This is a genomic window from Psychrobacillus sp. OK028 (assembly GCF_900103605.1).
Lineage (GTDB): Bacteria > Bacillota > Bacilli > Bacillales_A > Planococcaceae > Psychrobacillus.
Genome location: NZ_FNHY01000007.1, coordinates 185510 through 198753, shown reverse-complemented (window position 1 = coordinate 198753; position 13244 = coordinate 185510). Strand labels below are relative to the sequence as shown.

General features: G+C 37.9%; 14 protein-coding genes. 11 read left to right on the top strand and 3 right to left on the bottom strand.

Features of this window, described 5'->3' with window-relative positions:
- The first annotated feature begins 24 nt into the window (after window positions 1-24).
- Genes BLR36_RS13275 through BLR36_RS13265 form a run of 3 tightly spaced genes read left to right on the top strand, consistent with a single transcriptional unit; the run spans window position 25 to window position 3551 of the window.
- Window positions 25-1539, top strand: coding sequence for a sugar ABC transporter ATP-binding protein (locus BLR36_RS13275; protein WP_093062224.1), 1515 nt, complete (start codon window positions 25-27; stop codon window positions 1537-1539).
- Complete coding sequence (locus tag BLR36_RS13270; RefSeq protein WP_093062223.1) at window positions 1532-2506, top strand: ABC transporter permease; 975 nt, start codon at window positions 1532-1534, stop codon at window positions 2504-2506. Before BLR36_RS13275 ends, BLR36_RS13270 begins: the two co-directional genes overlap by 8 nt.
- A gap of 10 nt (window positions 2507-2516) precedes the next feature.
- Window positions 2517-3551 (top strand): Gfo/Idh/MocA family protein, encoded by a 1035-nt coding sequence (locus BLR36_RS13265; RefSeq protein WP_093062222.1) that lies wholly within the window; start codon window positions 2517-2519, stop codon window positions 3549-3551.
- A 76-nt stretch (window positions 3552-3627) separates the two neighbouring features.
- Here BLR36_RS13265 and BLR36_RS13260 read toward each other — a convergent pair whose 3' ends face one another.
- Window positions 3628-5364 carry a methyl-accepting chemotaxis protein gene (locus tag BLR36_RS13260; protein WP_093062221.1) on the bottom strand — a complete coding sequence of 579 codons (1737 nt, stop codon included), beginning with the start codon at window positions 5362-5364 and terminating at the stop codon, window positions 3628-3630.
- 177 nt (window positions 5365-5541) lie between these two features.
- Between BLR36_RS13260 and BLR36_RS13255 the strand changes: the two genes are divergently transcribed.
- Both BLR36_RS13255 and BLR36_RS13250 read left to right on the top strand, forming a co-directional pair.
- Window positions 5542-5769, top strand: coding sequence for a hypothetical protein (locus tag BLR36_RS13255; protein ID WP_093062220.1), 228 nt, complete (start codon window positions 5542-5544; stop codon window positions 5767-5769).
- A 33-nt stretch (window positions 5770-5802) separates the two neighbouring features.
- Window positions 5803-6249 carry a hypothetical protein gene (locus BLR36_RS13250; protein WP_093062219.1) on the top strand — a complete coding sequence of 149 codons (447 nt, stop codon included), beginning with the start codon at window positions 5803-5805 and terminating at the stop codon, window positions 6247-6249.
- Here BLR36_RS13250 and BLR36_RS13245 read toward each other — a convergent pair.
- Window positions 6231-6761: a dihydrofolate reductase family protein gene (locus BLR36_RS13245; protein ID WP_371326726.1), complete on the bottom strand. Its 531-nt coding sequence runs from the start codon at window positions 6759-6761 to the stop codon at window positions 6231-6233. The genes BLR36_RS13250 and BLR36_RS13245 overlap by 19 nt on opposite strands.
- 16 nt (window positions 6762-6777) lie before the next feature.
- A complete protein-coding gene (locus tag BLR36_RS13240; protein ID WP_093062217.1) occupies window positions 6778-7422 on the bottom strand; it encodes a TetR/AcrR family transcriptional regulator in 645 nt (214 codons plus the stop codon).
- A 147-nt stretch (window positions 7423-7569) separates the two neighbouring features.
- On the opposite strand from BLR36_RS13240, the gene BLR36_RS13235 reads away from it, so the two are divergent.
- The 6 genes from BLR36_RS13235 to BLR36_RS13215 all read left to right on the top strand — a co-directional run bounded on the left by BLR36_RS13235 (window position 7570) and on the right by BLR36_RS13215 (window position 13241).
- Entirely contained in the window at window positions 7570-8319 is a 750-nt protein-coding gene (locus tag BLR36_RS13235) for an SDR family NAD(P)-dependent oxidoreductase (RefSeq protein WP_093062295.1), read from the top strand.
- Between the two features lie 185 nt (window positions 8320-8504).
- Window positions 8505-9338: an alpha/beta fold hydrolase gene (locus tag BLR36_RS13230; protein ID WP_093062216.1), complete on the top strand. Its 834-nt coding sequence runs from the start codon at window positions 8505-8507 to the stop codon at window positions 9336-9338.
- Window positions 9339-9476: 138 nt separating this feature from the next.
- Window positions 9477-9635 carry a hypothetical protein gene (locus BLR36_RS18860; protein WP_175454080.1) on the top strand — a complete coding sequence of 53 codons (159 nt, stop codon included), beginning with the start codon at window positions 9477-9479 and terminating at the stop codon, window positions 9633-9635.
- 307 nt (window positions 9636-9942) lie between these two features.
- Complete coding sequence (locus BLR36_RS13225) at window positions 9943-10974, top strand: SIS domain-containing protein (protein WP_371326725.1); 1032 nt, start codon at window positions 9943-9945, stop codon at window positions 10972-10974.
- 47 nt (window positions 10975-11021) lie between these two features.
- On the top strand, window positions 11022-12293 hold the full coding sequence (locus BLR36_RS13220) for an ABC transporter substrate-binding protein (RefSeq protein WP_093062215.1): 1272 nt from the start codon (window positions 11022-11024) through the stop codon (window positions 12291-12293).
- A gap of 66 nt (window positions 12294-12359) precedes the next feature.
- A complete protein-coding gene (locus BLR36_RS13215) occupies window positions 12360-13241 on the top strand; it encodes a carbohydrate ABC transporter permease (protein WP_254771419.1) in 882 nt (293 codons plus the stop codon).
- Window positions 13242-13244: the final 3 nt, after the last annotated feature.

The window sequence follows — 13244 nt, the reverse complement described above, 5'->3', positions numbered from 1 at the left end:
CCTATATTAGGAGGGATGACTACCATGACTCAAAATCCTTATATAACCATGAAGAATATTAAAAAGTCATTTAATGGTGTACCTGTTTTAAAGAATGTGTCCCTTCAAATTGGAAAAGGGGAGATTCATGCATTGTTAGGTGAAAATGGAGCAGGAAAATCAACGTTGATGAATATTTTAGGGGGAGTACATCAGCCTGATCACGGCACTATTTACATAAATGATAAAGAAGTCAAGATGACCAATCCAAGAATTTCACAAGAGCAAGGCATTAGCTTTATCCATCAAGAACTAAACATGGTAAATGACCTCAAAGTCTATGAAAATATGTTCTTAGGTTCAGAGCTTCGAAACAAAGTGGGATTTTTAAAAGTTGAAGAGATGTGCCAGCAAACCACGGAAATCTTATCCAAACTTGGCGTCGATATCGATCCGAAGGAATACGTAAGAAATTTAGCTACCTCTTATAAACAGCTAATAGAGATATCCAAAGCACTGCTTCATAAATCCACTATCATAATAATGGATGAACCTACAACCTCTTTAGCTGAACATGAAGTGAACCGATTGTTTGAGCTAATGAAAAACCTAAAGAAGTCAGGCATTTCGATTATTTATATATCCCATAAACTAAAAGAAATCAAAGAAGTATGTGATCGTTATACCGTATTACGCGACGGAGAACTGATTCAGGCGGGTGATATGGAACAAGAGGACATCGAAACAATAACAAAGCTAATGGTTGGAAAATCGATCTCTCAAAATCGCTTCGTACATGAACATGCATTTGGCCCAGTATTGTTAGAAGTGAATAATTTATCCAGTCAAGGGCTGTTCAAAGACATTCATTTTCAGGTGAAAAAAGGAGAAATAGTAGGCTTTACTGGTTTAGCAGGTGACGGTAGGACAGAGCTTTTTGAGAGCTTATTTGGATATCGAAAAAAATACACTGGGGAAATAAAAATCAATGACCAGCTGATAAAAATAGATCACCCTCGTAAAGCGGTAGAAGCAGGAATAGGTCTTGTTCCAAAGGATCGCAAGGAAAATGCGATTATTAAAGACTTAAGTGTAATTCATAATATGAGTTTATCATCGATAGGAAATTTTGAGAAAACAGGATTTATTCAAGAGAATGTCGAGAGAGAAAAATTTCAGTATTATAAAGAGCTGTTGAATATTAAAGTACACAACCCCCGTATCACAATTGATAAGTTAAGTGGTGGTAATCAGCAAAAAGTCATTATCGCCAAATGGCTTGAAGTCGGGGCTGATATTCTAATCTTTGATAACCCCACTCAAGGGATTGATGTAGGGGCGAAGCAGGAAATTTACCAGCAAATTGTGGCATTAGCCGGGCAAGGAAAATCAGTCATCATACTATCTTCAGAAGCGCCAGAGGTAATGAGGATATGTCATACGATTAATGTGATGTACCAAGGGGAAATAACCGCACGATTTGACGGAGAAGAAGCGACAGAGGAAGAAATTATGCAATATGCAACCGGTTCAAAAAGGGAGGCCACACAAATTGGCTAATACAAATGTGAAAGAATATAATCCGAGAGTTTCAACTGCAAAAAGTCGCCTTACATGGCTGTGGTCTGAATACAGCGTCATCATTGCATTCATTATTATTTTTATCGCATCGTCTATTATGAATCCAAGATTTTTAGATATGAATAACCAGCTCAATATACTTATGCAAGTTTCCATTATCGGAATTGTAGCATTAGGTATGACAGTCGTTATGCTGTCAGGTGGTATCGACTTATCAGTCGGGTCCGTACTTGCGCTAGTCGGTGTTATAACCGTTTTAGCATTAAATGCGTCAGGGAGTATACTCGTGGGGATTTTCACCGCACTTGTTGTTGGTTCCTTTGCAGGATTTTTGAACGGATTGATGGTTGCAAAAGGAAGGATTGCCTCCTTTATTGCAACACTGGGAATGATGGCAGCAACGCGCTCCATTGCGTTGTATATTTCAGAAGGTGGTAGTGTTTCAGGAGAGGTAACCGGATTTACGGCTATCGCCAATAATGATTTATGGATATTTGATTATCCGGTTATTATATTCTTTGCAATGACCGCATTGGTGTATATTTTAATGCACAAGACGCGATTTGGGAGATATGTATACGCACTTGGAAGTAACGAAAAAGCTGCTATGCTTTCTGCCATTCGAGTGGACCGTATTAAAATTGCAGTTTATAGTTTAGCAGGATTATTAGTAAGTGTAGCTGCGATCATTGAAACATCACGCCTAAATTCTATTTCATCCTCTAGCTCAGGAGTTCAATACGAGTTAGATGCAATTGCTGCAGTTATTATAGGTGGTACAAGAATGACAGGTGGCCGTGGTAAGATTATTGGTACACTTTTCGGAGTGCTTATTTTAGGTATTCTGAACAATATGATGAATTTAATGAACGTTTCTCCTTACCTACAAGGTTTTGTAAAAGGTCTGATCATCATTATTGCTGTCGTATTCCAAAAGAGAGAATAGGAGGGATCATATGGGGATCAAAGTAGGTATAATTGGATGTGGATCGATTACTAAATTACGCCACGCACCAGAATATACAGCAAATCCATTCGTAGATGAAATCGTTTTTTATGATCGAAATCCTGAACGTTCAGAGGCTTTAGCAGAAATGTTTGGTGGGACTGTAGTTCAAAATGTGGATGAACTTTTAACAGACTCCACGATCGATGTAATTAGTGATTGTTCTTCGAATGAATCGCATCATATATTTTCGACTAAAGCACTATTGAATGGGAAGCATGTTCTGTGTGAGAAACCTATATCGCTTACAATTGAACATGCAAGAGAAATTCTCGATGCTCAAAAACAATCGGGAAAAAAGCTAATGGTAGATCATAATCAGCGATTTACTCGCGCGCATCAAAAGGCGAAAGAAATCATACAAAGGGAAGAGCTTGGAAAAGTGCTTACTTTTAGTACGACATTTGGACACTCAGGACCAGAACAATGGGGTATCAATAAAACTAACTCCACATGGTTCTTTCAAAAAGAGCGTTCCGGACTAGGAGTGGCCGGAGATTTAGGGATCCATAAGGTAGATTTAATACATTACTTATTAGATGATGAAATAGAGCAGGTAAGTGCCTTCCAAGGAGCACTAGACAAGGTCAATGAAAACAACGAACCGATAGAGGTATGCGATAATATCGTTAGTAGTTTGAAAACAAAAAAAGGTCGTTTAGGTACAGCTGCATTCTCCTGGACATATTACGGAGAAGAAGACAATAGCACCATCATCTATTGCGAAAAAGGCATTTTGAAAATCTACCATAGTGATGAACATCAATTAGAGGTAATCACTAAAGACGGGGAGAAGGTACAATACAAGCTGGAGAATATCCAAACAAATAACAACCAAACCAATAGTGGTGTAATTGATGCCTTTATCGAAAGTATTCGTCTCGATCAACAGCCACTGGTAACTGGGGAAGATGCACTTCTGGCGCTCAAGGTTATATTAGGTATTATAGAAGCAGCTGAAACGAGTAAAGTTATTACGATTTGAAGTCTTAGTTTCTGGCACAGGGAACAATAAAAGGAGAAGACAGAGGATAATACCTCATAGTCTTCTCCTTCTTTATTTAGTTAAATTGTTGAATAGATTTTTCAAGTTCTAATGATGTATTACGTAAATTTTCCATCGTTTGCTCAAGTGTTTGAACGGACTCCACTTGTTGATCAGTAGAGACTGCAACTTCCTTCGTGGAAATAACTGCTTGATCAACTAGAGATTTAATAACCTCAGTTGAAGCTAATAACTCTTCTGAACTGGCCGAAAGCTCTTCTGTAACTGCTGAGACATCTTGAATTTCATTATTTACATGGTTTACAGATGTTAAAACTTTCGATAGGGAGTGCCCGATTCCCTCTACAGACTCGGTGCCTGCTTTTACTATAATTACGGATTTCTCCATCTCTTTTAAAGCTTCAACCGTGACATTTTTAAAACTTAAGATATGAGCAGAGACTGTTTCTGCTGAAGTTCGTGATTGTTCAGCTAATTTTTTCACTTCATTCGCTACAACCGCGAAACCTTTTCCGAACTCTCCAGCTCTCGCTGCTTCAATAGATGCATTTAATGCTAACAAATTCGTTTGATCGGTGATGTCTGAAATCACACGAATGGTTTCTTCGATTGCGGAGTACCCACTAGCCAACTTATTGATTAATTTTTCAGTAGAAATAACGGAACTCTCCACTTCTTCAATTTGACTGATGACTGATTTAGACTGGTCATTACTCTGTTGAACTAATTCCATCATTTCGTTAGAGGATTCGGCAACAGTTGTGGACGAGTCAGCGATACGTTGAATACCAATTGTCATTTCTTCCATTGCTTGTACCGCTTCGTCATTTGACTGCTTTTGATGCTCGCTACCTTTTGCAATGGAGTAAATATTCGATGTGATTTCGTTGTTTGCGGATTTCACCGTCTCAATAATTTCATCTAGCCTTCTTGCTTCAGATAGCACGGAAAGAGTAGACTCTTGTGTGTGTCTTAAAATACCATCCAGTTGATCCATAGCTAGTAAATAGTGATGCGTCAACAAGTGAATTTCATCATTACCAGACGATCGGATCTGACGAACTTCTTCTGCCGCTGCATTAATTTTTCCGTCAGCAAGTAATTGTACTGAATTTGTTAAAGTAGAAATAGGCGCTAATCTTTTTTTAATATACATATAAACAACAACTAGTATCCCAGTCATAATTACGAAAAGGATAGAGAATATATAAGGCAAAATGGATTTAATTACTCCGTTTTGAATTGCTCCGACATTAGTAGCAGCAATATCAACGCCTAGGATACCTAAAATTTCACCATCTTCAGATGTAATTGGTGCAAATGCAGATAAATATTGTCCATAATCAGGATCATCAATCAAAGAAGTGCTATCTGTTTTTCCTTTTAATGCGTTTTCGACATCTGCAAGAGTTGTACCAGTAGTTGCTGTTCCAATTGGAGCTGCCATTTCATCGCTCTCAGGCAAACCATCAATTAAAATCTCTAATTTTGAATCAGACGCTTCAAGGGTATAGACATACATAGACCCGGTTTTATTACGATAATCATTTAAATTATTTCGGATAGTCCAATAATCAGGCGATTCGTTTTTATTCGTAACAAACTCTTTATAGATGTCTTTGTCAATATCCTCCGCAATAAGTTGTGCAGTTTGGATACCTTGAGACCGAATGGTTTGTTCCACTGCAGATTTAGTGGTGAAGTATAAAAATGTAAGAAATAAAATAAGTAATGCTAAAATTGCTATTCCTAAGAATAAAATGATTTTCGAGCTTAATTTACGTGGTTTCAAAATGATGCCTCCTATTTATCTATTAGTATATATATCGGCTTGTGATTAGATAGATTTATAAATAGAACTTCGGTAAATAATGGTTTTTAATTTAAGGTATATACAGCTTTTCCGGGAGTTTAGACTGACGGATACCAAGTTATACTAACAGAAAGTATAGGACAGGAGGGATAAGGCGTGAAAGAATTCAAAGTAACTTACTTCTTTGACGAAGAGCATTACATTAGAAGGTTCATCTTTGCCGAGTCTCAAGAAAAAGCCGAAGAGCTCATCCAAAAAGAACGAGATGGATATATTTCTTTCACAGATAGCAGAGGGATTTACCACGAACTAAATACTAGTGGAGTTCGAGTGACCCAAATTTCCGAATATCACCGCATAGATAAGAAGAAGAAAAGTGAATAATTGAAACCAACTCGTAATAAGGAGTGGATACCTTTGGTTGATAAAGAAACACAGATAAAAGTTTTGCTCTCTGGGAAAGCATTAGACTTTGCTTGTGAAACGCTAGGTGTCAAAGATATGAGGACCCGTAAATATGTAGAGGTTTTTACGGTAAGCCCTGAAGAAGTATATGAGTATACCACTATCCATGGAATTCCACACAGTGATTCAACGGGCAAGAATTCTCTAGCTGAAGACTTCCATTATTATGAGGAAGAAGGTAAATGGTATACATTTTTTAGAGAGAGAGGTCACATCTTCGATGAAAAGTGCTTCGATGATGATGAGCTAGGAAAAAAGTATATCGTAACTACCTTGCTGCAGTTAAGCGGTACTGGATTATATTATAAAAATGATGCCTATACATTAGGTAATAAAAAAGACAAGACAGATGAATCCGCTCACTGTCTTGTCCTTTTTGTTTATTTTTTTACTTCGTAATGCAACTCCGCAAATTGATTAAAACGATTAATGCTCTTTAAGGTAAGCTCTATTTCAAAATCGAATTCTTTAAACAAAGGGATTCCTTTTCCTATTAACACGGGAGAGACAGTAACAATTAGTTCATCCACTAATCTTTCTTTGATAAATGAATGGATTAAATCTCCACCGCCCATTACCCAAATATTTTTTCCTTCTTTGTTTTTCAACTGATTCGTCAAGGCTCCTACATCCCCACTGAAGAATTGGACATTTTCATTATCTTCACTGAGCTTTCTAGAGAAAACATAGCATTCCTTCCCCTCGTAAGGAAAGCTTTCCAGCTCTTGTTCCAGTAGCCAATCATAGGTGCGTCTGCCCATGATAACTGTATCTACTGTTTCATAGAATTCAGAATAACCATTATCACCTTCACCATCTACCTTAAATAGCCATTCCAAAGAATCATCTTCCGTCGCAATATACCCATCCAAGCTTGTCGCTATAAACAATACGAGTTTTCTTTTAGTCATCATTAGCCTCCTTTGATTAATTTGGTGGAGAAACAGGTCGTACATACGATAAAAGAATATCTTTCAATACACGTTGCTGGATCTGTGGTTCAATATCTTCCTCCAAAAAAGAGATCGGTGCTTTCAAGACGACATTGTTTACGAAATTACCAAACGTATTAATGATCGTAATAAGGGTTTCTTTAACGGCTAGGTCTGTTCGAATCGAGCCGTCTGTCTTCGCATCTTCTAAAATTGGGTTAAGGCTATCGCTAATTTGTCTTTGGATTTCTATATAGTCTTCAATATCTGGTAACGGCTCTTTCGTAAAGGAAGCATAGCTTTCAAAAGCTTCCCGAAACTTAGAAGAGTTACTCTCAGCTGGATCTTCAAGTAAATATGTCAACACATCCTCTAACCGTTCATATGCACTTTTAGGTGAGGAGGCGATCTGTTCGAATGCAGGAAGTATTCTTTCTAAGATTTGAATAGCAACAGCAACAATCAGTTTGTCCTTTTTAGGGAAGTACCGAAAAACGGTGGCAACTCCGACTTCTGCCTCCTTGGCTACGTCTTGCATTTGGACGCTATCTAATCCAAGTTCAAGAAATAAGCGCTCAGCTGTAGAGATGATATGTTGATAACGTGTAGATTTATTTTGTTCCCGAACACTAAGTGGCATTGGATAACCTCCTTTGTTTTTACTCAGGGTGGACATCGGCATTTACGCTTTTCTATATTATACATCGTTTAAGTTTGCATTTGATTATTTTGAGGAGTAAAATAAATGATAGTTAGACTATCAAAATTTAAACATGAGGTGAATAAAATGAGATTAGCAGGTAAAGTAGCAGTCATTACAGGAGCAGGAAGCGGAATGGGCGAAGCAGAAGCACTTTTGTTTGCAAGAGAAGGTGCGAAAGTTGTTGCGACAGACATCAACTTTGAAGCAGTAGAAGCAGTGGTTACGCAGATCAAAGAATCAGGCGGCGAAGCAATTGCTATTAAACATAATGTTGCTTCTAAAGAAGACTGGGAAAATGTATATACTAAAACAACAGCAGCATTTGGTAAATTAGATATTTTAGTAAACAATGCAGGAATTTCATTAGCTAAGGATTTCATGGAACAGACAGAAGAAGACTGGGCACGTACGTATGCTATCAACATCAACGGTACGATGCTTGGAATGCAACTTGCGATTCCTTTAATGGAGAAAAACGAGGGAGGTTCTATCGTGAACATCTCTTCTATCTCTGCGCTAACTGGTATGGCAGGAGCAGGTGCTTATACAGCTTCTAAAGGTGCTGTCCGTTCCATCACAAAAGCAGCAGCTGTTGACTATGGTAAGCAAAACATCCGAGTGAACTCCGTACATCCTGGCTATATCGTCACACCTATGAGTGCACCACATATGGAACATCCTGATTTCAAAAACTATTTCTTATCTCAAATTGCTCTTCCGAACCTTGGAAAAGCAGAAGAAGTGGCAACAGCAGTATTGTTCTTAGCATCAGACGAAGCAAGCCATATTACAGGTATCGAGTTACCGGTGGATGGCGGAGTAACAGCGAAATAAAAAAGAGTTGAGAGATTAATTATAAGAGCTTGTGGGAGTGGTTTATCACTTTTGCGAGCTCTTTTTGTTTGTGACAGGAAGCGTATTTATTAAGAGAAAAGGAATCTTTGCTACATTCATCGAATAGGCTGTATTTAACGAAGAGTGGACAAGGATTGCTGCTCTTAATATAAGGGGGCTAGTATATGACAGTATCGGAAAGAAAGTATGTGGAAGTAGATCCTGGTGTAGAATTATATGTGCAAGATGTAGGCAGTGGGGACCCTATTGTTTTTATTCCTGGCTTTACATTTACAACCGAAGTGTTTACCCATCAAGTCGAGCATTTCGCCAAAACAAATCGAGTCATTGTTATTGATCCAAGAAGTCATGGTCGTTCATCGATAACATTACAAGGAAACGATTATGTTACACACGGAGCAGATTTGGCAAAGGTAATCGATACATTAGAATTAAAGAATGTGACACTGGCAGGCTGGTCATTCGGCTGCTTAACAGTTTGGGAATATCTTAAACAGAACGGCTATGACAATGTAAAATCTCTTATTTTCATTGATATGTCACCTAAGGCATTATCAACAAACGATGTAGAAGATTGGGTGGAAGGTCCTCTTAATGATATTGGTGCCATCTATAACACTTACTTACGTAATCCAGCAGGTCAACGCGAATTTATAAAGGCATATACTACGGGCGTGATGGTGCAACGTGAAGTTAGTGAGGACGAGTTGAATTGGCTAGTCGAGCAGTCTTTAAAAACGCCATATTATATTGCTGCGAATTTATTTGCTTCCGGTATGTTCTCTGATTATCGTGAAGAAGCGAGGATTGCTAGTGAAACAGTACCCACATTGACTGTTGTTGCTGAACATTGGTCGACAACAGCGATCAAATTTACACAAAACGTTTCTCCAAAATCCTCTATAGAAGTACTAGGGGGACATTTGATGTTCTGGGAGCATAGTGACCGGTTTAATGAGCTGGTAGATGGTTTTTTGTCCGATAAAAAGTTCCTTTGAGGAATCGATTTACTTAACAGCCAAATGCTTATGCAGATGGCTGTGTTTTTTTTGAGGGCTAAGTTTATAAAGAAAAATGTTAGAAACAACTCATTTAGGGAAAAGAGATAATAGAAGAATATAAGGAAGGTGAATGTGATGAAAAATGAGACGAATCCTGAAAAGGAAAATTCAAACCAAAAAGAACAAAATGTTGAGCAAGGCAAGTCGAACGAGCTAAGTGACAAACAGAAAGAAGAACTTCAAGTAAAAGAAGGTCAACATGATCATCAAGTGGATGAAAGCGGCGGAAGATAAGAGGATACCATGAAACACTTTTCGTTAGGTATAGACAATACCTAAACGAAAGGTGTTTTTTTCTATTGTACAACTAGTCGTGAGCATGTAAGATTGAGAAATTTCTTTGCTGATCTGTCTCAAAAAACCTGAGAAGAAAAAATATTTTATTCCTCAATCATTCAATTTATATACTTAAAGTCAGTATTAACAAGGGTTTTAAGTATATTAACAGAAAATTTAAAAACTATTGACTTTTCGGAAGTATAAATCTATTATAAAATTAATATAACGTTATATGACGTTATAAAAAATGGAGGTGTTACTTTTGGTACAGACTCAACCTGAAATCAATCAAAAGAACAGTTCAGCAGTTTCTGTTGAAATGAGAAAGGAGCATGCAGAACAAATCGAGAAAGCTCTTCAAGCAGTACAGGGACATGATGTTCAAAATATCTTCTTCGTTGCTTGTGGTGGATCGATGGCATCATTGTCATCTGGTGATTATTACGTTTCGCGTGAACTGTCTTTACCGACAGCAACGTATACATCAAATGAATTCATTCACAGATCGCCAAAGATTTTAAGTGAAAAGAGTCTAGTGATCTTACGTTCTCATTCTGGAACTACTCCCGAGACAGTAGAGGCCGCATCATTTGCTAAAAAGAAAGGTGCACTAACTGTCGCTATAACGATGGATTTAGAGTCACCATTAGCAAAGGCTGCAGAATATGTCATTCACTATAATTATAAAGACGGTTCAAATGCTATCGATGGTGAATTAGGGATGTATTATACATTCATCTTTAAATTATTGAATCAGTTAGAACCGAACCAAAAATTTGAACGCGTAGTTGAACAATTAAAGACAATCCAATCTTTGATTGAAAAGAATGTGGAGAAGTTCTCCGTTCAAGCAGATGTATTTGGTAAAAAGAACAAGCGTGAGGAAATTATCTACACAATGGCAAGTGGAGCATATTATTCACACGCCTACTCATTTACGAGCTGTCTACTGATGGAAATGTTATGGATCCACTCAAATGCCATTCATGCCGGAGAATACTTCCATGGTCCATTTGAGATTACAGATGATAACGTACCTTTCCTTGTAGTGATGGGTGAAGGAACTAGCCGTCCACTAGACCAACGTGCACTAGACTTTGTAACCAAGTACAGTGACAAAGTCGAAGTAATAGATGTGCAAAACTTTGATTATGGGCAAACAGATGAAGACCTTCGTGAATTTTTTGGACCATTGCTTGCAGGGCCGGTTATGCGTCTTTACGCGGACGGTTTAGCAGAACATACAGGACATCCGTTATCTGTACGTCGTTATATGTGGAAAATGGAATATTAATATTCAGTCTTTTCGATTAAACTAAGGAATCAAGGGGTGAAGAATTAGTGAAGAAGACATATTGGCTGTTGTTCAGTTTGTTGGTTGTGGGAATATTATTAGGTGCTTGTAGTAATGAAGATGAAGCGCAAGGTGCAGAAGGTGATGTGGTAGAGATCGATTTCTTCCATCGTTGGCCAAATGAACCAAGAAAGTCTTTCTATGATGATAAAATCAAGGAATTTGAAGCTGCTAATCCAGGAGTCAAGATTAATGTAGACCAAGTGTTGAATGATTCATACAAAGAGAAGATTCGAGTGCTTGTATCGAATGACGAACTCCCTGATATTTTCACTTCATGGTCAGATTCTTTTGCCGAAAATCTTGTGAGCTCTGGCCGTATCATGGAACTTAACGATATTCTATCAGATGACACGGAATGGTCTGGTGAGGTTTTGGAGTCTCAGTTTGGGGGCTTTACATTTGATGATGTGACATATGGTGTTCCTTTTACAGTAGATGGCAAAGCTTTCTTCTACAACAAAGAGATCTTTGAAAAGAACAATCTAGAAGTTCCTCAAACCTATGAACAGTTCATTAAAGCTCTTGATGAACTACAGGCTGCAGGATATGAGACGCCATTAGTCGAAGGACTTACTAATACTTGGGCAATCTCTCACTACTTAGGAACAATTTTTCAACGTGTGGTAGACCCAGCTGTACTTGAAAAAGATTATGCTGCAAAAACAGGAGAGTTCACAGATAAGGGTTACGTTCGTGGACTAGAGATTTGGAAAGAGTTAACGAGCTACATGGGTGACGTATCAACTGCAATTGACCATGAGGCTGCTCGTAACATGTTTGCAGCAGGTGAGATTCCTGTTCTTTACATGCAATTTGCAGAAGTGAAAATGGTTCAGGACGCTTCTGATTTTGAGTTTGGTTTCTTTAACTTCCCTGAAGTTGAGGGTGGAAAAGGAGATCAGAAAGCATTGACTGGAGCACCAGAAGGATGGATGCTAAGTAAAAATGCTCCGCCAGAAGCTGTCGAGTTCTTGAAGTTCTTAACTTCAGCTGAGACGGCAAAAGAGTTTACAACTGTTGACGGTCAATTGAATGCAATTAATGGTGGGGTAACGGAAGAAACATCTAACCCTACAAGCTTAGAAGCATATGACATTATTCTAAATGCATCCGCAACTGCACCTTGGTTTGACAATGCAGTAGATATCAACGTAGCAGATGTATTTATGCGTGGTGGTCAAGATATCGCCACAGGTGTAAAGACCCCTGAAGATGTGTTGCAAGAAGTCCAAGAAGCTGCGAAAAAGCTTCACTAATTCTTTCTTTCAGGTCCAGTGTGCCGCTGGACCTGAATCTTAAACAGAAGGTAGGTCGCTCAGATGATTTTAAAAAGAATCAAAATTATACCCGTCCTTTTCTTGTTACCAAGCCTGCTTTTCTTAGGGGTCTTTGTCTATATACCCCTTATTCAGAACTTTTATAACAGTTTTTTTGATTTTAGTGTATTTTCTCAGTCAAAGGAATTTGTTGGCTTCAAACATTTCATCGAATTATTTAATGACAAAGTTATCGTTATCGCTTTAATAAACAATATCAAATACGCAGTCATTTCTGTTATTTTCCAAGTATTTTTTGCATTGGTGCTTGCATCTATCTTGGAAGATCGTTTATTTAGAAAATTCGCCCCGGCTCTAAGGGTTATATATTTTATACCAGTTATGGTATCCATCTCTGTAATTGCTTTATTATTCAGCTTTATCTACAATCCACAAATGGGCTTATTGAATAGTTTTTTAGAACTGATCCATTTAGAGGAATTGGCTAAACCTTGGTTAGGTAATGCAGAAACAGCGATTTACTCAGTTATTGCAATGTCCCAGTGGCAGAGTATCGGATTTATTACAATGCTATTTATTGTTGCTATACAAAAGATTCCGAAAGAACTTTATGAGGCAGCTGAGATTGATGGGGCCGGTAAAGTTAGAAATTTTTTCAGCATAACTGTCCCACAAGTAAAAGAGACGATGTTTGTAAATGTCTTGATTACCGTGACAGGCTCTATCCTCGTATTTAATGAACCGTATATATTGACGAATGGTGGTCCAGGTGTCAGTTCCATGACTCTTTCCGTTCATATGTACCAGCTAGGTTTCTTTAAAGACAATATGGGCTATGCATCAGCTGTTGCAACTTTGATTTTCATGTTGTCTGCTATATTTGCGATTACACAAATTCGTATTTCAGGAACGGGAAAGGATGATTAACTG